A 24,962-nucleotide genomic window follows, 5' to 3' on the forward strand; every position below is an offset into this window, starting at 1 on the left:
CTGTTCGGGCTAATGGAAGTCCAGGCACGGCGACCCTCGCTCTCCAACGGTTTTATTAAACCAAGGGGGAATCGGTCTGCCGTGCCTTTAAAGCTTATATTACCATCTTTCAAACATACAAGGGGGCCAGGGGGTGAGGCATATTTACATTTGAACGCAACCGGTATCCAATCCCCCCCGTACCTTAACAAAACAAATCAATGAAACAAATAACGGCCAAAATAAAGCTAAGTTAACATATAACAAAAAACAAATATCCGTAGCTGTTTAGCCTCGGCTTTGTTGGGAATAAAAAAATTCAAATAAACAATTCCCCCCAAAAGAAAAGGGCGGGTTTTCAACCCGCCCCTGCTGTTAACTGTTTACGCTAGACTGTAAACTACTTCTTCCCGTACTTCTTCACGAACCGCCCCATGCGCTTCAAAGCTTCCTCTATCTTGTCCAGGGAGGTGGCGTAGCAGCAGCGCACGTAGCCCTCCCCGCACTTCCCGAAAGCGGAGCCGGGCACCACCGCCACCTTTTCCTCCTTGAGCAGCGTCTCGGAAAAATCTTCCGATGTCATGCCGGTGCAGGTTATCTGCGGGAAGGCGTAAAAAGCCCCCTTCGGCTCGAAGCAGGGCAGACCGATGTCGTTCAGTCCCTTGACGATAATCTTGCGCCGCCGGTTATAGTCCGCCACCATATCCACCACGTCCGGCTCGCCGGTCTTTAGAGCCTCGATAGCCGCCACCTGGGCCGGCGTGGGCGCGCTCATGATGGAGTACTGGTGAATCTTGGTCATAGCGGCGATTATCTCCCTGGGTGCCGCCGCGTAGCCGATGCGCCAGCCGGTCATGGCGTAGGCCTTGGAAAAACCGTTTAAAAGTATCGTGTGGTCTTTAACGCCCGGCAGGCTGGCGAAGCAGGTATGCTGCACATCGTAGGTCAGCCGCGCGTAAATCTCGTCCGAGATAACGATCAGGTTGTGTTTCATGGCTACCGCCGCCAGCTCCAGCAGCTTTTGCCGGGGCATGACCGCGCCGGTGGGATTGGAAGGAAAGCCGATAAGGATGGCCTTGGTCTTCCTGGTTATCTTAGCTTCGATATCTTTGGCCTCTACCGCGAAGTTGTTGTGGGCATAGGTTGGCACCATGACGGGCTTGCCCTCCGCCAGCAGCACGCAGGCATCATAAGCCACGTAATGGGGGTCGGTCATGATAACCTCGTCGCCGGGGTTGATGATGGCGCGCATCGCCAGGTCCAGCGCCTCGGAAACGCCCACGGTCATCAGAATCTCGTGGTTGGGGTCGTAGTCGATACCATACTTGTCTTTGAGGTATTTGGAGGTAAGCTCGCGCAGCTCCAGGATGCCGGAGTTGGAGGTGTACATGGTATAGCCCCGCTCCAGACTCTTCACCGCCGCCTCGCTGATGTGCCACGGCGTGGAAAAGTCCGGCTCGCCCACGCCCAGGGAAATGACCCCCTCCATGTTCATCAGCAGGTCAAAGAACTTGCGGATGCCGGAAGGCGAAAGGGCGTTAGTTCTATCCGATACCAGCTTATTTTTAGGCAAACGTAATGATTTGGCTGACATATTATTTCCAGACGATGGCCGTTTTTTACAGGACTACCGGCTCTCGCTGAACCCCCTCCCCCCCGTTCAAGATTACGCCGTCGTCCTTATAGCGTTTGAGGATAAAGTGGGTCACCGTGCCCTGTACCCCCTCGATGTGCGCCAGGTTTTGCGAGACGAAGTCCGCTACCTTGTGCTCCGACTTCCCCACCACTACTAACATCAAATCAAAGGTGCCGGAAGCCAGGAAAAGCGACTTTACCTGTTCGTAAAGAGCGATGCGCCCGGCGATGGAGTCGAAGCCGGTTTCCGGTTCCGGCTTCACTTTTACCTCGATAAGCGCCCAGACCAACTCGTCGCCTTCCAGTTTGTCCCAGTTGACCACGGTCCTGTACTTGAGAATGACGCGCTCTTTTTCCGCCTGCTTGACCAGCTTGCTCACCTCGGCGGCGGATACGCCGACCATGGTAGCTATTTGCTTGTCCGTTGTGCGGGCATCATTTTCCAGGATTTTCAAGATGTCTTTAAGCATATCCCCCTCCTTTAAAGGTTTTGCCGGGATGGCAACAGATATAAAAAGCATATCATTTACATTCGGGGAATACAAGGGGGGGCAGACACGGGGACAAGATACAAGCGGCCAGTACCCAGCTTCAAAAAGGAGCAGTTTACAGATTGCGGGTAAGGTCCAGCATGACACGGATTTTTGCCACTGATTCTTGATACGCTTCCGGCTTTAGCAGTACCGTTTCTTTTTCGGGGTCTATGGGGCGGTGGGGGGAGGGGTCGCCATAGTAGCGGGGCTGCAAGTGGCAGTGCAGGTGCGGCACGGCGTTGCCCAGTATCTGAAAGTTCATTTTCACCGACCTGAAGACGTTTTCCAGCGCCAGCCCCGCCCTCATCATATCGTCGAAGAACATCTCACGCTCGTCCTGGGGCAGCTCGTAAGGCTCGCGGACGTGCTTGTGGCAGATGAGGACGCAATAGCCTTTGACGTACTGGTTGAGGCACAGCCGCAGCCGACTGAACGAGAGGTCGGCCACCATATAGCCGTATTCGTTGGACGGCTCCGTGGACTTTACTTCCGCGCAGAGCGGGCAGTTAACGCCTTTGACCAGGGCTTCCCATTGCTCGCGGGGCATCCAGCTTTCTGTCATGGCTTTGCCTCCTCCCAACCCTCCGGAAAGACCGGTAACGTCCAGGCGGGGTCGGGCCGCCATTTTTCCCAGCCGTTGAATGGAGACTGGCCGGAAATCAGCCAGTCCACGGCTTTTTTGCCTTCCGTATAAAGCGCCGCGGCTTTTTCTTGAGAAATAAGCCCAATTATAATAGCTTCCTGTAACTCGTCCTCGTCTTTCCAGTGCCAGCCGGAGAAATCCGGATTAACACCTATATCCAGGATATTATCCTCATAATCGAAGCCGAGCCCGGTACGGCGCAGGGGGTCTTCGAGGTTAATATACCACTGGTAAAGAGAACCGTCAGCATTTCTCAAGAGTAAGACCGAGTAGCTGGCAGCAGGGACGGTAAGCCTTAATATTCCGCCGAAACCCCAAACTTTATCTTTAAGACGCCATGACTTACCAACGCGTTCAGCAGGCCGGAAGTCTTCGCCGGATTCTTTCCAGATGGAACCGGGCGGCACGAAAAAAGCCCCGAGTCTCGGTGTATCACTTACGACGACAGCCGGCCGGGCCTCCCATATCCTGCCATCGCACATTTCACGGATAACGATGGTCTGACCGGGACGGAAGAAAGATTGGTTTGGCATTTGATTTTAAAAGCTTACCGGTAAACCTCCCGCCGATGGCCGATTGCCACAACGGTTACGGAATGGTCTTTATCATCAATAACGTATAAAATCCTGTAATCACCTATGCGCAGACGGTGTTCTTCACGCCCGCTTAGCTTTTTGACACCCCTGGGACGCGGATTATCTTCAAGGCTAATGATTTTCCGGCTGATACGGGTATGGATATCAGAGGGCAATTTATCCATTTCTTTTTCAGCGGAAAGAAGGACATGGACAACGTAGCTCAAGCTAGCGGCTCCGTTTTTCTCTGACCGCCAAATACTCCCGGAAAGGACGCTTTGGTTCTTCCTGTCTCTGGCGAATCAAAGCTATATCGAGGATATCTTCCCTTAAGTTTTCGTCTTCCAGTAAACGGGTAATAACCACCTTTTTTTCCGCTTTAGAAAGCGACTGTAAAGCCATTAGATATATTTCTGCCCTGGATTCTGATGCAGTGTGCACTTCACCACCTCCATGACCATATCATAATACACAATTATATTCCGACAGCCCGCTGTTTATGCCACTCTGTAGACTGCTCATAGGCATAGGCCACGCGGAAAAGCGTTTCCTCCCCGAAGTGTTTGCCGATGAGCTGCATGCCTACCGGCAGGCCGTCCGCGAAACCGGCGGGGATGGATAAGCCCGGCACCCCGGCGATATTAATGGGCAAAGTGCAAACATCGCTCAAATACATGGCCAGGGGGTCGTCCGTCTTTTCCCCTATTTTAAAGGGGACGGTGGGGGAGGTAGGGGTAACCAGAGCGTCACACTTCTCAAAGACGGCGTCGAACTCGCGCCTGATTAAAGTGCGCACCTTCTGGGCTTTCAGATACCAGGCGTCGTAAAAGCCGGCGGAAAGCGCGTAAGTACCCAGCATGATGCGGCGCTTTACCTCCGGCCCGAAGCCCTGGCCGCGGGTCTTTTCCATGCTCTCCCACATCGTGTCGCCTTTATAGGAGAAGCCGTATTTCACGCCGTCATAGCGCGCCAGGTTGGCGGACGCCTCGGACGGGGCGATGATATAGTAAACAGCCAGGGCGTAAGACGTGTGCGGCAGGGATACTTCTTCCATTTTAGCGCCGAGGTCCTCAAATTGCCTGATAGCGGCTTTCATGGCGGAGGACACCCCCGGCTGCATCCCCTCCACGTAATACTCTTTAGGTATGCCGAGCCTGATACCCTTCAAGTCCGGTTTCAGGCTCTTAGTATAGTCCGGCACCGGCTCCGGCACGGAGGTGGAATCCCGCTCGTCGTGGCCGGAAATAGCGTTCAGCATCAGAGCGGAGTCGGTCACGTCCTGGGTCAGCGGCCCTATCTGGTCGAGCGATGAAGCGAAAGCGACCAGCCCGAAGCGGCTGACTCGGCCGTAGGTGGGTTTAAGCCCCACCACGCTGCAAAAGCCGGCCGGCTGGCGGATGCTGCCGCCCGTGTCCGACCCCAAAGCGGCGGCCGCCTCCCCCGCCGCCACCGCCACCGCTGACCCGCCGCTGGAGCCGCCCGGCACGCGTTCCAAATCCCAGGGGTTGTGGGTCACGAACAGCGCCGAGTTTTCCGTCGAAGATCCCATGGCGAACTCGTCCATATTGGTCTTGCCCACCATCACCGCCCCGGCGGCGTTAAGTTTGTCCATGACCATAGCGTCATACGGGGGCACGAAGTTTTCCAGCATTTTAGAGGAGCAGGTCGTTTTCACGCCTTTGGTGCAGATAACGTCCTTGATGGCCACCGGCACGCCGGTAAGCGGGGTGATATCGCCCGCTTTTATCATGGCGTCCGCTTTCCGGGCCTGCGCCAGCGCCTTTTCCCCGGTGACCGTGACCATGGCGCGGACTTTCGGCTCCAGTTTAGCGATACGCTCCAAATACGCTCCGGTCAGCTCCACCGAGGATATTTGCTTTTCCTTGAGCAGCCGGTGCGCTTCATGAATCGTCAGCGGTAATTTCATATCAACCCCTATTTCCAAAGCTGTATAGCTTTTACCATTTCCGCGGCGTCCCGCACGCTCAGCATCACCGAGTAGTTGCCGGTGGTGGGAATATAGACGATGCTGGAGCGGTCGGTGACGAACAATAGCGCCTTTTCCTGATTCTTCAGTTTGAACCAGCCCAGGGAATAGCCGGGCAGGCCGGCGCCGTTGGTGCGCCATTTAGGCTGGTAGTCTTTTTCCAGATTCAAATCGATAACGCGCACACCCTCCGCCTCGATTATGTCTTTGGGTATCGTGCGGCCGTAAAGTCCGGGTCCGATGCGCAGTCCCGTATCCGTCAGGGCGAAAGTGGCATGCCGGGCCTGGTACCCGAACGAGGCGAACAGGGCAATGACGCCGATAAGCACAACAGCCATGACGATACAAAAAACCCACAAGAAAGTCAGCACGCCCGATGACGCCGGAATGATGCCGAATACCTTATCCATTTTCACCGCGACCTCCCGTTGAAAAGATTATTCCAGCACCGCCCGCACCCTGAAATATTCACCATCGCGCCGGGGCGCGTTAGCTAAAACGTCTTCCGCCGTCAGCGAGGGCGCTACCACATCGTCCCGCATAACGCTTTGCAGGGACACGGACTGCGCTGTGGGCGGCACGCCCTCGGTATCCACTTTCTGCAAGACCTCAAAGTGCTCCAGCAGATTGGAAAGCTGCTCGCTCATGCGGGTGATTTCCGCCTCGGTCAGGGATACCCGCGCCAGACGGGCGATATGCAGAACTTCTTCACGACTTAATTTCATATTGTCCCCCGGTTTCCATACTAGCGATATGCTAAAGTATAGCACCTGTTTTTAGCTTCAAGCAAACAGTTTGACAGTTTACAGTTGACAGTTTACAGTCGGGGGAAAGGGAATAATACTTAGTGTTCAGCATCATATATTTGCTCCCCCTTTCACCGTTAACATAAAAAAGCTATAATGGAAGTATTACATATTTTATTTTTCATTATATTAAGGAGGTGTAGTATGGGGGAGAGGATAATGGTATTTATAGACGGCAGCAACCTCTATCATTCCCTGAAAAACTATTTCAACCGGGCAGACCTGGACCTGGGTAAATTCTGCAACAAGATGTTAGGGAAACGCCAGCTTATCAGGATTTACTACTATAACGCCAAGGTAGGACAGAAGCAGGAACCGGAACTTTACAAGCAGCAGCAGGCGTTTTTCGCGGGGGTCAACGCCATACCCTATACCGAATTGCGTCTGGGACGCCTGGTTTATACCAACTGGCCCAGCGTACCGCCGTACGAAAAAGGCACCGATGTCCAGCTGGCCACCGATATGATAACCCACAGCTATAAAAATAATTATGATGTCGCTATACTGGTGGCGGGGGATAATGATTTCGCCGGGGCCGTACAGGCCGTGAAAGACAACGGCAAGCACGTCGAGGTAGCGCTGTTCGGCAAGCAGGGGACTTCCCAGCAATTGAGGGAATCGGCGGACAGGGTGATTCCCATTACCGCCCGGGTACTCAAGGACTGCTGGAAAGATTCGTCTTCCAATTCTTCTAATAATTAAGAGCTGATGAGGCATAAAGGCAGAAAGACCGACTCCAAAGGGCATCCCAGCGCGCGGCTAGACCGTGAAGAAGGGGCCATAATCAAGGACTGGGGGGGCCGCCTGCCGATAGCGCTTATTTACCCCAACACCTATCACCTGGGCATGTCCAACCTGGGCGTGCACGCGGTTTACAGCCTGTTCAACAGCAGCCTGCGCGTGGTGTGCGAGCGCGTTTTCCTGGATACGCTGGACAAGACCACGCCCATCGCCATTGAGTCCGGGAGGCCGCTGGAGGACTTCGCGGTGCTGGCTTTCTCCATCTCTTACGAACTGGACTACTTTAACGTCATTCAAATCCTTAAAGCCGCCGGGATTCCGCTCTTCGCCGCCGACCGCGATGAGACCTATCCGCTGATTATCGCGGGGGGGCCCTGCGTTACGGCTAATCCCCTGCCGCTGGCGCCGATTTGCGACGCTTTTTGCATCGGGGAGGCGGAGCCGATAGCGCCTGTATTGCTGCCGACCCTCTCCGAAAATATCGGCAATACGCGTACCGTACTGCTCCGGGCGCTGGCGGCGGTGCCCGGCGTTTACGTGCCGCTGGAACCGCACAATATCCCGGTGGCGCGCCAGTGGACGAAAAACCTGGACGACATCCCTACCCGCTCGGTAATACTCACGCCGGACACCGAGCTGGGGGATTCCTATCTTATCGAGGTAGAGCGCGGCTGCGCCCGCGGCTGCCGCTTCTGCATGGTCAACGGCGCTTACGCCCCGCTGCGCTTCCGCTCCCCGGAAAATATCCTCAAGCAAGCGTGGGAAGGGCTGCATGCGCGGCGGCGCATCGGGCTGGTGGGACCAACGGTTACCGACCACCCCCGGATAAACGAGCTGCTGGACGGCCTCCGCAAACTGAACGCCGAGATTGCCATCAGCTCCCTGCGCATCGATACCATTACCGAAAAAATCGTCGAAGAGCTGGCCAGGGGCAAGACGCAGACGGTGACCATCGCGCCGGAGGCCGGCTCCCAGCGCCTGCGGGACATGATTAATAAAGACATCACCGCCGATGATATCCTGAGGACGGCGGATATGATTGCCGGGCAGCGCTTCACCCAGCTAAAGCTATATTTCATCATCGGGCTGCCCACTGAGACCGATGAGGACATAGGGGAAATAGTCAATCTGACGCTGTCCATCAAGGACCGGCTGGAACAACACAAGAGCGCCGCCCGCATCACGGTTAACGCCAGCCCCTTCGTCCCCAAAGCGTCCACGCCCTTCCAGTGGCTGCCGATGGCGTCCGAGGAAACGCTGAACCGCCGGCTGGGCATATTGCAGAGCTCTCTGCCGCTGAAGGGCATCAAGCTCAACGAGGAAAGCCCGGCGTGGAGCCGGGTACAGGGAGCGCTCTCCCGCGGCGACGCCAGACTGGCCATGGCCATGGCGGATATGCCGGAGATTTCCCTGGCCGCCTGGCGCGCCATGGCCGAACTGCACAAACTGGATATCGATTATTATGTCAATCAGAAATGGGACACCGATATTCCCCTGCCCTGGTCGATGATAGATTCCGGGGCCAAGCCGGAGAGATTGTGCAACGAATTGGAGAAAGCGCTTAAATGAGAAACATTTACATTGTCCGGCATACAGAGTCCATGCACCACGCGGAAAAGCTGGGCGGCGGCTGGATGGATTACCTCAACGCCTGTTCTTTTCTCCCCTTCCATCACTCATAATTCACCCGTAGCACCGGGTCACCTGCCTGTTCGTTTTACACCGCCCTCTTGTCATTCCCGCGTTCATCCCGAACTCGTTGAGGGGTAAGCGGGAATCCGGCGCTCATTTACCCTTTACCAATACACTAATTATGCAAAGTGTCATCCGCCCCTTCTCTTTTCCCCCGCTTCGCCTTATAATGTATGCACCGGACGGATAGTTTATCGCCTGTAATCGGTCCCTTTCCGGGTGCTTGCCGTAAAACAAGGAAAACAATCCAGATTACCAAAACGATTCGAGCCTGGATTCATAAAATATCGCTGAAACTTACAAAACGAATCAAAGCTAAAATAGCAATTATCACGCTAATTTAGCTTCAAAGAAAAAAAATATAAATATGCCTTTTTTCCAAAACGAACCACGCTTGGGAAGACAACATAAGCCAATAAAAAACCCTCCGGCGGTAATTCCGAAGGGTCTTATCTGAACGGGGGTATTCCCTGATTACTTGCCCAATAGCTCCGTAACCACGTCGTTGATGAGTTTGCCGTCCGCTTTGCCTTTGAGTTTGGGCATCAGCTGCTGCATTACCTTGCCCTTATCGCCGGGGCTTTTGGCGCCCACCGCCGCCATGATTTCCCGGGCCATCTTCACGATGTCTTCCCGGGTGGCCTGCTGCGGGAGATAGCTTTGCAGGATAATCTGCTCCGCGGTCTCTTTATCCACCAGGTCCTGCCGGTTGCCCTTTTTAAAAGCATCGATGCTTTCCTGGTGGCGTTTAACGTCTTTAGAAATAACGCCGAGGATTTCGCCCTCGTCCAAAGCGGACAGCTTGGCGCCCTCGGCGTATTTTATGGATGACAACAGCATACGCAGCGTATCCCGCTTAAGGGTATCGCCGCTTTTCATCGCCTGTTTAAGGTCGTCAGTTATTCTTTTTTGAAGTTCGGCTTCCATAAGGGTCTCGCCAACCTGAAGTAATTTCGCTCGCTTAACAAGTAAAGCTAGCGGGAGGTGCTTGCTGCTCGCCGGAAGGTCCTGGTGCTTCGCGCAGAACCGCGTTTCTTGGCCGCCTTCTTCCGCTTCCGCTTGACGCTGGGCTTCTCGTAATGCTCCCTTCGGCGTAACTCCGCCAGGATGCCGTCCTGCTGTACCTTTCTGTTGAACCGCTTCAGTAAGCTGTCAAAGCTCTCCTCAGCGCCCGGTATGACTTCTGCCAAGTAGCATCACTCTCCTTTTGATATTTTACGCCGGGGACAGATTCCGGCTAATATTTTAGGGGCAGACCGGAGAGTCTAACCCCTGAAAAACCAAATCCGGTGTTTCATGCCGCGAGGAAACACGCTGTTATTATTGTAGAGGGCGGGGGATGAACTGTCAAGGCAGGCTCCTCCCAGCTTGCGTTTTACCCCTTTTCCATCCTCCCCATTATTTCCACCGCCGCCACCAGGCCGGAAGCGGAGGCCTGCACCAGCCCGCGGCTTACGCCCGTCCCGTCCCCTACCGCGAACAGGTTTTTTACTTCCGTTTCCAGGGTGGGGCTCAATTTGGGGCGGAACGAGTAAAATTTAACCTCGATACCATAAAGCAAAGTGTCCGCCGAGGCGATGCCGGGTATCATCTTATCCATAGCCATAAGCATTTCTATCAGGCCGGTGAGATGGCGGAAAGGCAGCGCGAAGCTCAGGTCACCCGGCGTGGCGCCCTTAAGCGTAGGCTTAAGCTTACCTTTTTCAATGCGTTCCGGCGTGGAACGGCGCCCTTCCAGAAGGTCGCCGAGGCGCTGGACCAGCACGCCGCCGGCCAATAAATTGGAAAGCTTGGCGATGTATTTTCCGTAGGCAATCGGCTCATGGAAAGGCCTGGTGAAATCCGTGCTGACCAGCAAAGCGAAATTGGTATTCCGGCTCTTGCGCTCGGCGTAGCTGTGGCCGTTGACCGTTATTACCGGCTCGGCGCCGCCGGTGGACTCCATAATCACCTCTCCCTCCGGGCACATACAGAACGTCCTGATGCGGTCGTTAAAGCTGCGGGACAGGTATTCCAGCTTGACCTCATATAAAACGTCGGTCAGCTCTTTCAATACGGTGCACGGCACCTCCACCCTCACGCCCACGTCAATAGGATTATTGCGCATGGTCAGGTTGAGCCGGCCAGCCTCGTGATAAAGCCAGTCCGCTCCCTCCCGACCCGGCGCCAAAATAACGAATTTGGACAGGTACTCATCGCCGCTTTCCGTCTTGACTCCTTTTACCTCGCCGCCTTCCACCAGCACCGTGGAGGCCATTTCCCCCGTTTTCACCTCCACCCGCGGAAAGAGATAGTCCTGCATGGCTTTGAGGACGTGATAGCCGTTTTCCGTGCCCATATGGCGTACCGGCGTGGGTATCAGGCGCAAACCGGCCTTTTTAGCGCGGCGGCCTATCTCTTCTATTTTTCCATCGCCGCCAAAGACTTTCTTAGCAGCGCCGAATTTCACATACAGGTCGTCCACATACTTGATCAGCCCGGCAGCGCGCTCTTCCCCGAGGTATTCCCCCATATGCCCGCCTACCTGCGAGGACAGCACCAGTTTACCGTCGCTAAAGGCGCCGGCGCCCCCCAGACCGCATACCAGGTTACACGGCTGGCAGCCGGCACAGGACTCGCCCGAATCGCGTACCGGACATTTCCGCCGGGTGATGTCTTTGCCCTTTTCCAGCAGGAGGACTTTCAGCCGGGCCGACTGGGAAAGCTCCAGCGCCGCGAAAATGCCCGCCGGACCTCCGCCGACCACGATTACATCATAAGTTTCCGCCACTTTAACGAGCAACCTTTCTTAATCACGCGAAAAAGCCGGGAGGACTTTTTAAGGCTCTCAGCTTCAAACGCCGGGAAATAACTTTATGGTAATTGCATCACACTTAGAATTATATCGGCGGCAATCTCAGACGTCAAGAAAAACATGTATTAGTTGTCACCGCTTAACTATTTCATGCCTAAATTAAAATGAGGCAGGGAACCGCCGGCTTTTTTGACATAATTTTACCGGTGTGTTACTAATTAAGTAATCCCCTACCCCATATCATGAAAGTCAGCTTACCGTCCCTGGGTAAAGCGGCGTTGAAAGAGAATTATTATGAAAATATATTACCGTATGGCAACCGTTGGCCTGCTGCTGGCGGGGATATTACTCGGATTCCTGCCGGGCTGCGGAGGTGACGACACCGTAAATATCTCCGTCGAGGAACTAAACCAGGGCGTCCGGGAGAACCTGCCCAACCTGCATTCCTATCAAACGGATATCCAGATGACGATGAATGCCGAGGGTGAGGTGGAAGGGGAAACAGCGAACCTCAACTATACGCTCCAGGGGCAGAACACGATAGACCTTACAGCTAAAAAGTCGAAAATGGAAATGACCGCCACCATCACGGGAAAAAGCGGGACGGAAAACATCGACCAAAAGACCGACCTGACCAACTATATTTTCGACGATATCTCCTACACCGGGACCGTCGCTGAAGGCAGCGATATGGAATGGTCCCAAAAGCCGGCTTCAAGCTCAGTCTGGGAAGAAGAACAGCAATCCGAGCAAATGATATACCTTTTCGAGAATTCAGAGATAAAGACCCTGAAAGCGGAAACCGTGGACGGAGAGCAGTGCTTCATGGTAGAGCTGAAACCGGATAATCTGGCGCTCTGGGACGCGGTGATGAGCCAGATGGGCGACTCTTCCGAAGACTCGACTGATGATGTAATGGGCAACTCCATCAAGGATACGACAGTGAAATTCTGGTTTGTCCAGGACACCCTGTTTTTCAAGAAAGTATATATTATGATGGACATACAAGTAGATGCCACCTCCATAGGGGCCAGCTCCGGCTATATAAATTACGAACTGGAAATGACCATTGTCTACGATAACCACAACCAGAGTTTCAATATCGTGCTGCCGGAGGAAGCCCTGCAAAGCTAATTTCATAAAAATAGCAGCGTAAGACGGGGCAAACCGAGGTGAAGTACAGTAAACTGACCACGATATTTACTATAGATACTCTTAAAAATATATTGAGAGTCGCCTCCCGTGCAAAAGTATCTCAGCCAACTTCCGCGGGTGAACAAAAAGCCAAATTATGGACAGCCCCTCTAAAAACCATAGCTATAATGCATTGACATTTGCCAAATGGCGAATTATAATAGCTTCATGAGCTATAGCAATAATGATTTAGGCAAAATACTCAAACAACAGCGCATCACGGTACCGCTTACTCTCCAGGAACTGGCTGCAGAATCGGGTGTTTCCTCTTCTCACCTGGGGCGCATCGAAAGAGGAGAACGCTTTCCCTCGGCGCGTATTTTACGCAAAATAGCCAAGCCTCTAGGCTTTGACGAGGACGAATTGTTCACCCTGGCCGGCTTCCTTTCCCCACAGACATCCGGGACGGCGGAAGAAAGCACCTCCCGGTACGCCAGCCGCCAACTGGACCCATATGTGGCCAGGATGCTGTCAGAAGAACCGCCGGAGATACAACGCGCCGTTATCGGCATTCTCAGTCTGCTCAAGAGCGTGGCAAAAGGTATTTCCAAATAACGCGGGTAAAGCGGAGCCAGGCAGCAGCATCCAGAGGTAACAGACCCGTTGTCTTTTACGGGGTATTATTTACTTGCCTCCTTACCTAAAACGTGCTACATTTAAGTGAATTCACATACCGGCCGTTTCCGGTAAGGCAGGAAAGACATTCATGGAAAGCAAAGAAGAGGAATGGCTGCAGTTTATAGATACCCTCAGCCACGAGCTTAAAACACCGCTTACATCTATCATCGCCGCCGCCGGCCTGCTGGAAGAGGAACTCCAAACCGGAGACGAATCACACCGGAAGCTTATCCAGACGATTATCCGCAACTCCAACTCACTGGAGTCGCGCCTGGCCGAGCTGCTGGATATAGTCAAAACGGGCAGCGGCAGGCTCCAGCTCCAGGTAGAACCGGTGGATATAAAGTCGCTCATCCTGGGCACCTGCATGCAAATCAGCCCCCTGATGCGCAACAAAGGGCAGAAACTGACCACGGAAATCCCCGAATCCATACCCATCGTCCAGGGGGACGGGCAGCGACTGGAGCAGGTATTGCTCAACCTGATGAACAACGCCACCAAGTTCACCCCGGACGGCGGCAATATCAACGTGAAAGTAAACCGGCAGGACACCGGCCTGATTATAGCAGTCAAGGACGACGGCATCGGCATCGCCAAAGAGGAGCAGGACCGGCTGTTTAAACCTTACAGTCGGCTCCACGCGGACAGACAGCGCCATCCCGGTTTGGGCCTGGGACTGGCTTTATCCAAGCAGGTGGTAGAACTGCACGGCGGCAGAATCTGGGTGGAGAGCGAAGCGGGCAAAGGCAGCACTTTTTCTTTCTTCTTACCTCTGCGGTCCGCCAAGCTGGCCGCGGCCCATTAAGGAGAGCTATGAAAGTTCTGGTTATCGAGGATGACCCCGGGATTATCGAGGTTGTGTCCCTTTGCTTCCAGCTGCGCTGGAGCGGCACCACGGTCATTTCCGCCGCCAACGGCCATAAAGGCGTAAGCCTGGTGGAAACGGAAAGCCCGGACGTGGTTATCCTGGATATAGGCCTGCCGGACATGGACGGCTACCAGGTATTAAAGGAAGTCCGCCGCTTTTCCGATGTGCCGGTGCTGATGCTCACCGTAAGAGGGGAAGACACGGACGTAGCTAAAGGGCTGGAACTGGGCGCCGACGACTATATCACCAAACCGTTCAGCCATATCGAACTGATTGCCAGGGTGCAGGCGGTGCTACGCCGCTCCCAGGGCCTGGCGGTGAATGACGAGGAGCGCCCCTTCACCAGCGGCAAGCTTTCCGTGGACTTCAACCGCAACGAGGTGCTGCTGGCCGGACAGCCGGTCAAACTCACCTCAACGGAAAGAAAGCTCCTCTACTACCTCATCAGGAACGAAGGCCGCATTCTCTCCCACGAAAGCTTGCTGGCCAAGGTCTGGGGAGATACCTATGTCGATGCGCGCGACCTGTTGCGCGTACACATTCAACACCTCCGACAAAAACTGGAAGACAACACGGAGATACCCAACATCATCGTCACGGAACACGGCATAGGCTATAAGTTTATCCGCCCCAGCGGCACCTAAGCAGCAAACAGACCGAAAATCATGGCTTTTCCGCGTTCTTTATATTTCTTTATAAGCGGCCCATCCCCCTTTTTTACTATTGCGTAAAAACTTTAGTCCCAGCCTACAAGCTAACCCCCAAATTACGTTTGATATCCCCTTAAAAAATCTTTATGAAAGGTTTATATAACCTTTATGATTTCTTTATTTATTCCCAAGGGTTTTTTATAGTTTTATGCTAAATTAGAAATAGAAAAAATACCGGGAACCACCCAGAAGTTTAAGGATGGAAAAAGTCAAAGTTTTCCTATCGCACCCGCAGATACTTTTCCGTGAGGGAATACATTTTATCCTTTCCGGGGAAGAAGATTTTGAAGTTACCGGTGAGACGACCGGCAACGAAGAGGCATTTGCCCTTATCCAGGCCAACCCACCTTCCATAGCCATTCTCTCCCAGCACGATGCCAAAGCGGACGGGCTGGACGTCACCCGGCGTATACGGCGCAACCAGCCCTCCGTGTACGTTATCCTCATCATGGACAAAAAAGAACCGGAAGAAATATTCCTGGTTATCAAGAGCGGCGCCAGCGCCTGCCTGACCAAAGATACGGAGCCGGAACACCTGCTGGACATAATCAGGGTAGTAGCCCAGGGCAGCCTGCCCATCATGGAAGAGCTTTTCAATCCCGCTTTAGCCTCCCTGGTCATTACCGAGTTCGAGGAACTGGCCGTCCTGAATGAGCAGGTAGGCGATTTGCTGGCCAACCTCGCGCCCAAGGAACTCCAAATCCTTTCCAGCATCGCCGCCGGCAACAACCTGGAGCAGGTCATCGCCAAGCTTGACATGAGCGAGGAAGTCATCCGCCGCAATATCAGGCTGGTGCTGAATAACCTCGTGGCCAACGAGCAGGCGCGCACGGTCATCGAGGCCGCGCAGCGGAGCTATCCCGCCATCATGCGCTCCGGCAAAAAAGACCTGAAAAACAGCGATTACATAACCCGTGCGGAGTTCAATGAATTTAAAGACCGTTTGATGGAACGTCTGAAGTCGCTCATCGTTTAGCAGAACAAGCCAAAAAAGCGGCTGATATACGGCGCGTTGACTGTCCGGAGAAACCAAAAAACAAGCAGGTCGGTAATCAAGTCCCAGCCAGAAACCCTTCCTCACATGAAACCGGCAGGTGATTTTACTCTTTACGGATTACCGCCGCAAGGGAGGCAAAAATGATTGAAATAAAATACGGGGAACAATACGAGGTAGCCGACCTGGCGGGACAAACGGTCAGCGAAGCCCGCGAGCAGTATAAGCCCGAATTAGGCATCCCGAAAAATACCAGCGCAATACTGAACGGCACCAGGATAAAACGAAGCTCAGAAATAGACACGGTGCTCAACGACGATGACAAGCTCACTTTCGCGGCAACCAGAAGCAAGGCACCCTACCTGGTAGGAGCGCTGCTACTGGCCCTGGCCATCACCGGCGGCGTTTTCGCCTTCGGGTTCATCAACGCCACCGCCACCCTTAACGCCACCACCATCAACTCCAACTTCGCCGATGTTTCAGTCAATACCACCGGCGTGAATGCCCTTACCTGGAATGCCTACGGATTTTTTAAAGGCTCCATCCCCGGGAATTACATTATCTTTAACGTTACCCCCGCCGCCAGCTACACCGGCGACCTGGTGGTGACCGTAACACTCGGCAACGCCGACCAACTGATTAAGCGCTACCGTGTCCTGGCTTTCCAGTTGGAAATGGTGAACGCCATCACCAACGCCCCGCTGGATATTAATGAAAGCGGCACGGCCGACGCCAACGACTGGGTCATGCTCACGCTGGAAAACGGCTCCGTCAGCCTGTTCACCAAGGCCGGAGCCACACCCATGGCCGTCAGGGTCAAGGGGGGCTTTTACATTACCCACGTGTATCCGCAGCTGGGTTGGAGCGGCTCCGCCAGCCCCGACCTCTTCTGCGAAGTAGCCCAGAGATAATCACCTCCGTGAGACAGCAGGGCGACCCTGAAAAGACCCCACCGCCCTGCCCCGTTTGATACCGGCGTCACCGCTTCCGGCAGGTACACGAAAATATGAGAAAGAAGCTGATTTTCACCGGACTGGTATTGCTGGCGCTGGTGCTAACCACCGGCACCTTTGCTTATACCTACACCAACCAGGCCGCGACCACGGCGTTGGCCACCATGGCCGACGGCAACTGGGCCAGCTACCAGAAAGCCGCCAGCCAGCCCAACTGGAACAGCATTTTGCCCAATGCCAATACCAGAACGGAAATGCTGGTGCCCGTGGCCGACAGCTGCATCAAAGAATTCCCATCACAGTACCCCTGTTCCGGGCCACATTTCGAGAAGGTGTCCGATTTTGGCGCCCCGGACATGGATGCCTACATCTCCACCATGTGTTCCATGTGCCTGTGCACCGACCTTTATGACCTTAGTCCTTTTGACGGGATGGGGGGCACGGGGAAAATATCCGGCGTGACCATTTACTTCCGCATAGCGGCCGGCGGCGACTACAATGTTTCCGCCCGGGGGGCGCTGAAGACCGGCTACCAGGTATACGAAGGCCCCTACGTTACCGTTCACGGCACCGAATTCATCACCAAAACATGGGCCTGCGCCGTCAACCCGGGCACCGGCAAAGCCTGGACCTGGGATGAAGTGAATAACCTTCAGGCCGGCCTTTCCGGCCAGGGCGGCGGCATTTACCGGCCGCTCCTGTGCACCGCGGTGTGGGTGCAAGTCAGCTATACCTACACCCTGGCCCAGGGCGCCGTGCCCACCGGAGACCTTTACGATATAACCCCATATCCCGGCTATATGGGCGATTTCAACGTTAAGATTTACATCACCAATACGGCGGCGCTGCTCAAGGCTTACGAATACTGCAATATGAAACTTTACCTGGCATATTCCATAGAAGCGGGCGAGACGCCCAATTACCAGGTACTCAGCCTGGAAAACGGGGTGGCATCGTTTAACGTCCAGGGAGGCTCCGCCGCCAGCTACACGGTCAGCATCGTCGGCGGTGGATACCGCTTTGTTTCCGATACACCGGAGGAGTGGAGTCCGGGATGGACGGTGGAACCGGAATTTTACTGCGAGGTCTCTCAGAGGTAGCATAAGCTTATGAAACGCGCCATCGGACTTATTTTAGTCGCAGCAGCCTGCATCGTGGCGTTCCTCTCGGTAAGAGGGAACCTGCCGTTCATGCCCATCTACGGCCACAGCATGGAGCCGGCGCTGCAAAGCGGCGGGCTGTTGATGATAAAGTCCATCAACCCAGAGGATATACAGGTAGGCGATATCATTGTATATACCATCCCGCCGATGGTGCGCAGCTACTACAACTATCCACCTACCATCGCCCACCGGGTGACAAAGGTCAATACGGTGCCGTCACTCAGCTTCCGTACCCAGGGCGATAACACCGGCGAAGACCCGTTTACGGTCAGGCCGGATGATATCAGAGGCACGGTCGGCAGCCAGATACCCTACATCGGCCTGCCGCTCCTTTTCTTCCAGAGCCAGCAGGGCATCATATTCGCCATTATCGCGCTGGCGCTACTGGCGATATTTCTCTACGGCAACGAGCTGGTCCGCGGCGGCGGCTGGCTGCACCAGCGTATTTTTTCCCCTGTCATCAATGAAGAAAAGCGTTCCAGCCGCATGCTGACGCGCAAGATTGAAATAACGGAAAAGAAGATAGACGCCACCGAACAGGCGCTGATCCAGTTTTCCGGGGCCGTATCCGAATATGCCAAACACCTGGCCAGCCATACCAGCGCCATCCAGAGCCTGGCCGAGGCATCACAGGAGCTGAAGAAAGGCGCCGCCGAACAGAACCGCGTCCTGACGATGATTATAGATAACGTGATCATTAACCAGCGCAAACAGGAAACACCCCACCCAAAAGAAGAAGTCCCACCACCCACACCGCCCAAGCCGGAAAGACCGGAAGTAAAATTGGCACATGAAATGCCGGACCTAAGAGGAAAGCCGCTGCCCCCCGGCTGCGCCAGAGGGCAATATCAGAAACTGACCCCGCACGAAATCCTGGAAAAGTGGAAAGTCCGGATAAATCAGGTATAGACCGCCGTCACCACCGCTTCCCGCGGGTTATTATCGTCAAAAAAGATAACGGCCACCTTGCGCCCCGCCACCATCTCCGCCGCCGGCAGGTTCCTGGCTACCGTAACGTCTTCCAGATAGACCTTATAGCCGCTGGACAGGCGGACCGTGGCCGTGTAATCGCCCGAATTAAAGCTCTTCAGCTCCGCTTTGCGTAAACTCATTGCTCTCCCCTCCTAACGTCTATACCCCGCCCAGCTCCAACCGCTGGAAATATTCACCGCGTTGGGGCTGATAGACCAAAACTGTGCCCATTACCCTTTTTTTAGCCGCGGAGAGTCCCGCCGGCACATCCGTGACGGAAATAACGTCATACAGTTGCTGCCCGCAGTTGACCGGGGTGACGAGAATACCCCCCTCCGCCGCCAGCGCCGCCTGCCGCAAGCAAGCGTCACCGCGCTGCCGGGCTTCCGATAACGTATTCAGATTTTTATCGTCGGTACGAAGGAGTCGGTCGGGGAAGCTGGACGCCTCTTCCCAAGCGAACCTTTCCGCCAGTATCATAGCGCCGCCGCTATCGAGCCCTTCCACCTCCACCCGATTAATCTGCAGGGCGCCCCGCCGGTATTTGCCTTCTTTAATCACATGTTCCACGCCATAACTGTAAACAGCGTCATCGGCGGACTGCGGGTTTACCAGATAAGCCTGGCTTCCTTCAATAAAGATGACATCCGGCACGAAGGACAGCAATTTTCTTATAACGCTTTTCCCGTCCTCACCAGGATTAACGGTAAAATCCGGATAGAACGAGTTAATAACCGCCGACTCCGATTTTACCTCCAGTTTCAGTCCCACCCGGGCCAGCACCATGCCCAGGATAGCTTTAACACTGGCCTCATCGGAGGTTTTATTCCAGCGTAACTGATACCGGGCCTGCCAGTCCGCCAAAGCCCCCCAGCCGTCCCGCGTCCGCAATATCAGGCTGGCCTTACCGCCGCCGCTAGTATGCTCCAATGACTCCACGCAATAGCTCTGACCTCCACTGTATTCAGCGCCGGCGGACGTAACGCAACCGGGACTGAAATCCAGCTGGCAGCCCGTATCCAGCGCCGCCAGGGCGTCCTGCCCGGGAGAGGCGTACCGGCCATCATCGTTACGCAACTCTACGGCAAGAGCCCCCGCGGTATCATCTATTTCCTGCCTGGCGCTAATGACATCATCCGTCAGTTCCAGGCTCGGGGCGGCCATGTCCGCCCGCCAGACGCCGCCGGGGCCGGTCAGCCAGGAATAAGAGTTATCATGCGCCATTGCCAGCCCGTACTCGGAAGCCAAATTAAACGGCGCCGGTTCTCTCCAAAGACCTTCAACAAAAGCGGCGCCGGGCACGCTGTAGGTCTGATAAGGTCGACTATACGCTTCATTGCCGGTATATTTTTCGATAAAAAAACAGCGATAAACATCCGTTTTATCGAGAAAGGGCTGTTTATAAAGGAAATTCCCGCCAGAAGGCGCCGAGGCCAGCTCTTTCAGAACGGACCATGTTCCAGCGCCAATATCCCCACCATCCCCATAAACCAGACTCCATAGTTTATAGTTACCCGCGGCGTCTTTGCCCGTAAGCACCAGATTCCAGTCGCTGCCGTACACGCAGCCGATACCGGAAAGGTCGTCGGTAGACTTGTCCCAGGCAGCTTTACTTTGCCAGGTGCCGCCGAGGCACTTTTTAACGTAAAGGACACTCTGGTCGGCGAAGAAAATGGCCAGGTCGCCGTTAGGTTTATAAGCCGCCGCCAAGCCATAAATGTAGATGGTCGGCGAGTAATCTACAAGCTCAGGGCTGCCCCAGGTGACCCCGTAGTCCATGCTTTTAATACGCCTGATTTCCCGGTTGGACTTAATCCAGAAGACAGATACCTCCGCTCCCAGCGCCGCCGCGGCGACTATCACCGCATTATACTGCCCGGTGTAAGTCCACTGGCTGAAATCGCTTTCCGGGGAGGGGCTGGCGATATGCTGCACATATAGTTTATTGCTATCAGCGGGGGGAGTAATCCTGGCTTTTACCAGCGAACCGTTACCGGGGACGGCCAGCGCGTGAAAATAATCGTCCTCAGAGCCTTGGTAAAGGCGAGACCAATCATAGCGGTTGACACCACCGGACTTATTTACGGCGGATATTTTGAGGTATGGTATCACCGTTTCCTTTTGCTGGGCTAAAAGCAGCGTTGAACTCAAGTTGCGCATTTTTCCTCCCCGATTACCCGATTAGGCGGACTCCGGATTGAACAAAGAGCTGTTCCGCACCTGGTTGCGCCGCCCCAGCCGCCGCAATTCCCGATGATAAATCTTAAGCTTCTGGTTGCCCCATTCCAGCAGTTCAGCGGTAGTGGCCGCGCCACCCACATTGACCCGGTTAATGGTGAATACCGCCAACTCAACGGCGGCATAGCCGCAGGCGCCCCCGGCGACTATATCCTCGTACTGTACGGGTACCGTGGAACCCTGACTGTCCAGAGTATGCCTGGCACCGTAGTAAATGGCGCAGTTTGAGCCATCCGGCTGGCTGCCGCCGGTGATAGTCAGCGTGTCTCCCCAGATAGAAAACTGCTGAAAGCTAAGGGGCGTGTCTCCCACCGGATACTCAACGGCGACAACCATCGTGCGGTCACTCAAGCCGGAAATATCAATTTCCCGGGAACCAAGCGCCGTCGCCAGGACAGCTTTAACCGGCAGAGGCTGGCTTTCAGAAAGCTCGCCTACCGCCCGGGTGATATGCCGGGTAATCTCAGCGTCCGTCCAGCGGTAATTGGTCTCATCTTCATCGTGCAGGTCATTCCTGACCAGCGCAATCATAGCTGCTAAATTCATATATTTACCTCCTTATGCGGGAACCCGACGCGCCCACGGTGGACGTGCAATTTCATATCAGAGCCCACTACAGTGGAACCTAATAGCGATTTTTCCAGGTCACTCGTTTCCGCGCCGGCACCGGCATCTCCGGCGATGACCTGTTTTTGAGCTAAAGCATTTTCCGTCCCGGAGCCGGATTCGGCGACACTAAAATTTCTCAAGCATATCGCTTCATTACCACTGCCGGCATCGCCGGAAATCTTTAATTCACCGGCGGTCAAGGACGATGATTCCGCGCCCGCGCCGCTATCACCGGAAGACACGGCGGTACCGAGGCTGTAGGTAACCACCAGTCTGGGCTTGTAACCAGTGCCTCTTTCCGACGCATAACACTGCATGTTACTGCCGACGGCGCTAACCCAGGCGGGCGATGAATTGGCAACATCATAGCTGGCATTCCTGACGCCGAATTTACTGACGCCAGTTTTGGAAATACCGGCGAGGCCGGAGGCGTTAAGGCTGAAATCATTATATCCGGCATTCGACCAGCCGCTATAAGTTATCGGGGTATCACAAAAATGGGCAGTGCCGATGCCGGCATAGTCACCGCCAGCCAATGCATTGTTCGACGCCGGATTAGACGAGTAGATGTTAATGTTGGGCGAACAAGAAAGGCTGTCAGCTTTAGCGTAACCGTAAAGGGACAGCGAGGCCGCGGAAATGATAGCGTCATCCGGCAGCGAAGCGGTATTAAAAAGTACGATACCCCGGTAGATGGTCCGCCACCGGGCGCTAACGGTATCCGAGTATAAACCCATGGCAACGAAGGTATTGGTAGCATCATCACAGAGATTGCCGGCGGCGGCTACCAGCGATGACCAGACGATACCCGTACCGTAACCCCCGGTGTTATGGAGGACATTACCATCCACGCTGGAGGTTTCCGGGTTGGCATCCGGGTAAAAAGCAGCGCTATCCGCAATAACAACGGGAAGCTCTCTATCCGAAAAATATTCTCCCGGCAGATATTCTTCATCAATACCGATGGGGTGCTGCAAACGCAGGCGCAGCCCGCCCTGCTGGTTATAGCGGATAAGGACGTCACCCAAGGGAACGGAGGTAAACACCCAGGAGCCTAAATACCGGCCTTCAATAATCCTGATGCGCCGCCGGCAAACGCCGTAGTCCCATTCCAGGACATTATGGTGATATTCAGGATTTACGGGGTCGGTTTCCAGGAGCAGCGGCAGCGGGGAGAGCGGCTGCACCTCCCCGCCCCCGATAAACAACTGAGGATGAAAACAGACTTCGGCGTCCTTTTTTGTTCCGTCCGGCTGGTCGCTCAAAGCAATGAGCCGGGTGGTATTCCCCTCCACAACGGCATGAAATATATTATTGCCGCTTTCTATCCGGCTGTTTTTTGCCCGCCAGGCCAGGTCGTGGGGCTGCCCGTAAGCATCAACCATGGGCAGCCCGCTAACGACCATATATTGCCGGCTGGAATTAAGGTCCCGGTAAAACTTGGCGTAGGGCGAATAGCCTTTCCCCAGCGCGCACGGCGCATAGTCATGCCACAGCTCCACGCCATCTTTGTCTATGCCCTGCCCGGCCAGCGCCGCCAGCAGAACGGGGTCAGTGACTATTTTAGCCGGGTCGTTTACTTTTTGAAACTGCATCATGCGCCGTCTCCTGTCATCAAGCCAAGGTTATATCCACCTGGAGCGTCCAGGTGCCGCTGCTCTTGGTACCCAGGTTTTCCACCTTGCGGTTCAGACACTTGCCGCTGGAGGACTGCCTGACCACCCACTCATTCCAGGTGTAATTGGCTTCACTCGTCCCGAAACTGCTTTTAAAGGTGGCTTTTTGCGCGGTGGAAGAGGGATAGCCGGAATCCATTTCCTTGTAGGTCTTATTGCTGGCCGCCTGGAGGTCCGTCTGGGCGGCGGCGGCGGCGGTGCTGCTGTCCCCCACCCCTATCTGGGCCGCGGCGCTGCTAAAGTGGTTGGCGGAATCGCCGCAAATGAGGTCCCACATCTCGTCGATGCCGGTATTGAGCAGGCAGTTGCCTTCGCCGCTGATGACCTCGTACGGCTGAAAGCGCCGGCGGAACTCCGCCTCGCCGCCGCGGTACGGCCCGATGTCCTCCCGGTACTTGGACAGGGTGTAACGGCACAGCCATTTAGCCGATTCTTTTCTTTCCATTTTTCCTCCCTGTTTTTGGTCATTCCGGGCGAAGCGACGAACCAAGAGAAACGGATTATTCAGTCGCTTCGCTCCTTCAGAATGACAACTATTTTTATTCCTGCACGCCGATGAGGGCGGCCGCCTTGATGGAGCTGAAGAGAGCCATGGAGACATACCACTTGACCCTGGTCCTGGAGGCATCCTTGGTCTCCAGCGAGCCTACCGACTCCGCCTGAAGATGGCCCGGGCTGGTGAGCCCGCAGAGGGCGCCCTCGCCGAACTGGATGGCATAGATGGTGGAGCAGGCACCGCCGGTGGTGGCGGTCTCCACGCTGCCGGAAAGCACATGGGTATCCAGAATCCAGTCGTTAACGCCGATGACGACGCTGTCCCACAACTGGACGAAGTTCCCCCACTGGTCGCGGTCAGTATCGGTCATGCCGCCGGCGGCGCGGATAAGGGCGTTAATCTTGCGCCGGGAGCGGCGGCTCATCAGGAGCATGTCCGGCTTACCGCCTTTAACGGCATCGATAAGCTCATCCAGCTTGTTCAGGGTGAGGGTAGCACCGGTGGCGCCCATGGCGATGACCTGGCTGCCGGCGGAGCCGGTGTTAATCATCTTTTTGAGGCCGTCAAACTGCCTGGTATTAACGGCGCTATCGCCGTAGATAAAGACTTCCTCGAATTTCTGCCGGAGCGCCTTGGCTTTGAGCTCCACCACCGCCGTCTCCAGGTCCTGGATATTGCTGCGGGTGGCCTTGAGGAAGTTGTCCACGTCCGCGTCCCCGCCCATGATTTTCAGGTTGGCCGTCACCTGGGTAAAGGTGGGGGTGGACTCCGTCCAGGTATCGCCGACATCATAGAAGTCTATACCGGGCAGGGCGTTTTCCCGGTTGTAGGTGAGGCCGTTGCCGACGATTTCAACGAAGGGGAGGCGCTGGAGGACCGGGGAGTCTTTGACGATGGTCTCCACTACTCCCTGCATGAGCAGGTCATTGGATAGTTTGGCTGCTTCCGCTAGTGTTAAAGCCATTTTTTATTTTCCTCCTTAGTAAACCGCCATGGATTCGGCCCTGCTACGCTGAGCAGGCAGGCTCACATGAGCGGTTAACTTTCTTTTGTTTTTTTATTTTTTTTAGGGTATTCACGAGTGGG

General features: G+C 54.9%; 28 protein-coding genes. 10 read left to right on the forward strand and 18 right to left on the reverse strand.

What is annotated here, in order from left to right; translation table 11 throughout:
• Nucleotides 1-379: 379 nt before the first annotated feature.
• The 9 genes from WC370_09185 to gatC form a co-directional block, all read right to left on the reverse strand.
• Nucleotides 380-1,573, reverse strand: a complete 1,194-nt coding sequence (locus tag WC370_09185; protein ID MFA5309639.1) for an aminotransferase class I/II-fold pyridoxal phosphate-dependent enzyme — start codon at nucleotides 1,571-1,573, stop codon at nucleotides 380-382.
• Between the two features lie 25 nt (nucleotides 1,574-1,598).
• Entirely contained in the window at nucleotides 1,599-2,084 is a 486-nt protein-coding gene (locus WC370_09190; GenBank protein ID MFA5309640.1) for an Lrp/AsnC family transcriptional regulator, read from the reverse strand.
• 136 nt (nucleotides 2,085-2,220) lie between these two features.
• Nucleotides 2,221-2,709 carry an HIT family protein gene (locus tag WC370_09195; protein ID MFA5309641.1) on the reverse strand — a complete coding sequence of 163 codons (489 nt, stop codon included), beginning with the start codon at nucleotides 2,707-2,709 and terminating at the stop codon, nucleotides 2,221-2,223.
• Nucleotides 2,706-3,323, reverse strand: coding sequence for a DUF402 domain-containing protein (locus WC370_09200; protein MFA5309642.1), 618 nt, complete (start codon nucleotides 3,321-3,323; stop codon nucleotides 2,706-2,708). Before WC370_09200 ends, WC370_09195 begins: the two co-directional genes overlap by 4 nt.
• Before the next feature lie 14 nt (nucleotides 3,324-3,337).
• Nucleotides 3,338-3,592, reverse strand: coding sequence for a type II toxin-antitoxin system RelE/ParE family toxin (locus WC370_09205; GenBank protein MFA5309643.1), 255 nt, complete (start codon nucleotides 3,590-3,592; stop codon nucleotides 3,338-3,340).
• A 1-nt stretch (nucleotide 3,593) separates the two neighbouring features.
• The gene (locus WC370_09210; GenBank protein ID MFA5309644.1) at nucleotides 3,594-3,767 is read right to left on the reverse strand and encodes a hypothetical protein; all 174 of its coding nucleotides are present in this window, start codon (nucleotides 3,765-3,767) and stop codon (nucleotides 3,594-3,596) included.
• 73 nt (nucleotides 3,768-3,840) lie between these two features.
• Complete coding sequence (gene gatA, locus WC370_09215) at nucleotides 3,841-5,292, reverse strand: Asp-tRNA(Asn)/Glu-tRNA(Gln) amidotransferase subunit GatA (protein ID MFA5309645.1); 1,452 nt, start codon at nucleotides 5,290-5,292, stop codon at nucleotides 3,841-3,843.
• A gap of 8 nt (nucleotides 5,293-5,300) precedes the next feature.
• A complete protein-coding gene (locus WC370_09220) occupies nucleotides 5,301-5,762 on the reverse strand; it encodes a PH domain-containing protein (GenBank protein ID MFA5309646.1) in 462 nt (153 codons plus the stop codon).
• 27 nt (nucleotides 5,763-5,789) lie between these two features.
• Complete coding sequence (gene gatC / locus WC370_09225) at nucleotides 5,790-6,077, reverse strand: Asp-tRNA(Asn)/Glu-tRNA(Gln) amidotransferase subunit GatC (GenBank protein ID MFA5309647.1); 288 nt, start codon at nucleotides 6,075-6,077, stop codon at nucleotides 5,790-5,792.
• A 225-nt stretch (nucleotides 6,078-6,302) separates the two neighbouring features.
• Here gatC and WC370_09230 point away from each other — a divergent pair, with 225 nt between their 5' ends.
• Nucleotides 6,303-6,860: an NYN domain-containing protein gene (locus tag WC370_09230; GenBank protein ID MFA5309648.1), complete on the forward strand. Its 558-nt coding sequence runs from the start codon at nucleotides 6,303-6,305 to the stop codon at nucleotides 6,858-6,860.
• 6 nt (nucleotides 6,861-6,866) lie between these two features.
• Nucleotides 6,867-8,468 (forward strand): radical SAM protein, encoded by a 1,602-nt coding sequence (locus tag WC370_09235; protein MFA5309649.1) that lies wholly within the window; start codon nucleotides 6,867-6,869, stop codon nucleotides 8,466-8,468.
• A gap of 597 nt (nucleotides 8,469-9,065) precedes the next feature.
• Here WC370_09235 and WC370_09240 read toward each other — a convergent pair.
• The 3 genes from WC370_09240 to WC370_09250 all read right to left on the reverse strand — a co-directional run bounded on the left by WC370_09240 (nucleotide 9,066) and on the right by WC370_09250 (nucleotide 11,361).
• Entirely contained in the window at nucleotides 9,066-9,518 is a 453-nt protein-coding gene (locus tag WC370_09240) for a GatB/YqeY domain-containing protein (protein ID MFA5309650.1), read from the reverse strand.
• A 47-nt stretch (nucleotides 9,519-9,565) separates the two neighbouring features.
• Entirely contained in the window at nucleotides 9,566-9,781 is a 216-nt protein-coding gene (rpsU, locus tag WC370_09245; protein ID MFA5309651.1) for a 30S ribosomal protein S21, read from the reverse strand.
• A 185-nt stretch (nucleotides 9,782-9,966) separates the two neighbouring features.
• Nucleotides 9,967-11,361: an FAD-dependent oxidoreductase gene (locus tag WC370_09250; GenBank protein ID MFA5309652.1), complete on the reverse strand. Its 1,395-nt coding sequence runs from the start codon at nucleotides 11,359-11,361 to the stop codon at nucleotides 9,967-9,969.
• Nucleotides 11,362-11,679: 318 nt separating this feature from the next.
• Between WC370_09250 and WC370_09255 the strand changes: the two genes are divergently transcribed.
• From WC370_09255 to WC370_09290, 8 genes are all read left to right on the forward strand, one after another.
• Nucleotides 11,680-12,519 (forward strand): DUF6612 family protein, encoded by an 840-nt coding sequence (locus WC370_09255; protein ID MFA5309653.1) that lies wholly within the window; start codon nucleotides 11,680-11,682, stop codon nucleotides 12,517-12,519.
• A gap of 228 nt (nucleotides 12,520-12,747) precedes the next feature.
• On the forward strand, nucleotides 12,748-13,134 hold the full coding sequence (locus WC370_09260; protein MFA5309654.1) for a helix-turn-helix transcriptional regulator: 387 nt from the start codon (nucleotides 12,748-12,750) through the stop codon (nucleotides 13,132-13,134).
• Between the two features lie 151 nt (nucleotides 13,135-13,285).
• Nucleotides 13,286-14,002: a HAMP domain-containing sensor histidine kinase gene (locus tag WC370_09265; GenBank protein ID MFA5309655.1), complete on the forward strand. Its 717-nt coding sequence runs from the start codon at nucleotides 13,286-13,288 to the stop codon at nucleotides 14,000-14,002.
• Between the two features lie 8 nt (nucleotides 14,003-14,010).
• Complete coding sequence (locus WC370_09270) at nucleotides 14,011-14,709, forward strand: response regulator transcription factor (protein ID MFA5309656.1); 699 nt, start codon at nucleotides 14,011-14,013, stop codon at nucleotides 14,707-14,709.
• Nucleotides 14,710-14,974: 265 nt separating this feature from the next.
• Complete coding sequence (locus tag WC370_09275; GenBank protein ID MFA5309657.1) at nucleotides 14,975-15,751, forward strand: response regulator transcription factor; 777 nt, start codon at nucleotides 14,975-14,977, stop codon at nucleotides 15,749-15,751.
• Nucleotides 15,752-15,912: 161 nt separating this feature from the next.
• Nucleotides 15,913-16,680, forward strand: coding sequence for a hypothetical protein (locus tag WC370_09280; protein MFA5309658.1), 768 nt, complete (start codon nucleotides 15,913-15,915; stop codon nucleotides 16,678-16,680).
• Between the two features lie 95 nt (nucleotides 16,681-16,775).
• Complete coding sequence (locus tag WC370_09285) at nucleotides 16,776-17,822, forward strand: hypothetical protein (GenBank protein ID MFA5309659.1); 1,047 nt, start codon at nucleotides 16,776-16,778, stop codon at nucleotides 17,820-17,822.
• 9 nt (nucleotides 17,823-17,831) lie between these two features.
• The gene (locus WC370_09290; GenBank protein ID MFA5309660.1) at nucleotides 17,832-18,794 is read left to right on the forward strand and encodes a signal peptidase I; all 963 of its coding nucleotides are present in this window, start codon (nucleotides 17,832-17,834) and stop codon (nucleotides 18,792-18,794) included.
• Here the strand turns inward: WC370_09290 and WC370_09295 are convergent.
• From WC370_09295 to WC370_09320, 6 genes are all read right to left on the reverse strand, one after another.
• Nucleotides 18,785-18,997, reverse strand: a complete 213-nt coding sequence (locus WC370_09295; protein MFA5309661.1) for a hypothetical protein — start codon at nucleotides 18,995-18,997, stop codon at nucleotides 18,785-18,787. The two genes, WC370_09290 and WC370_09295, sit on opposite strands and share 10 nt — an antisense overlap.
• A 19-nt stretch (nucleotides 18,998-19,016) precedes the next feature.
• Nucleotides 19,017-21,017, reverse strand: a complete 2,001-nt coding sequence (locus WC370_09300) for a hypothetical protein (protein MFA5309662.1) — start codon at nucleotides 21,015-21,017, stop codon at nucleotides 19,017-19,019.
• Between the two features lie 21 nt (nucleotides 21,018-21,038).
• On the reverse strand, nucleotides 21,039-21,641 hold the full coding sequence (locus WC370_09305) for a hypothetical protein (GenBank protein MFA5309663.1): 603 nt from the start codon (nucleotides 21,639-21,641) through the stop codon (nucleotides 21,039-21,041).
• Complete coding sequence (locus WC370_09310; GenBank protein ID MFA5309664.1) at nucleotides 21,638-23,302, reverse strand: hypothetical protein; 1,665 nt, start codon at nucleotides 23,300-23,302, stop codon at nucleotides 21,638-21,640. The genes WC370_09305 and WC370_09310 overlap by 4 nt, the downstream gene beginning before the upstream one ends.
• Nucleotides 23,303-23,318: 16 nt before the next feature.
• Nucleotides 23,319-23,825, reverse strand: coding sequence for a hypothetical protein (locus tag WC370_09315; protein MFA5309665.1), 507 nt, complete (start codon nucleotides 23,823-23,825; stop codon nucleotides 23,319-23,321).
• A 94-nt stretch (nucleotides 23,826-23,919) separates the two neighbouring features.
• The gene (locus WC370_09320) at nucleotides 23,920-24,840 is read right to left on the reverse strand and encodes a major capsid protein (GenBank protein ID MFA5309666.1); all 921 of its coding nucleotides are present in this window, start codon (nucleotides 24,838-24,840) and stop codon (nucleotides 23,920-23,922) included.
• Nucleotides 24,841-24,962: the final 122 nt, after the last annotated feature.

The organism is Dehalococcoidales bacterium (genome assembly GCA_041652735.1).
Lineage (GTDB): Bacteria > Chloroflexota > Dehalococcoidia > Dehalococcoidales > RBG-16-60-22 > RBG-13-51-18.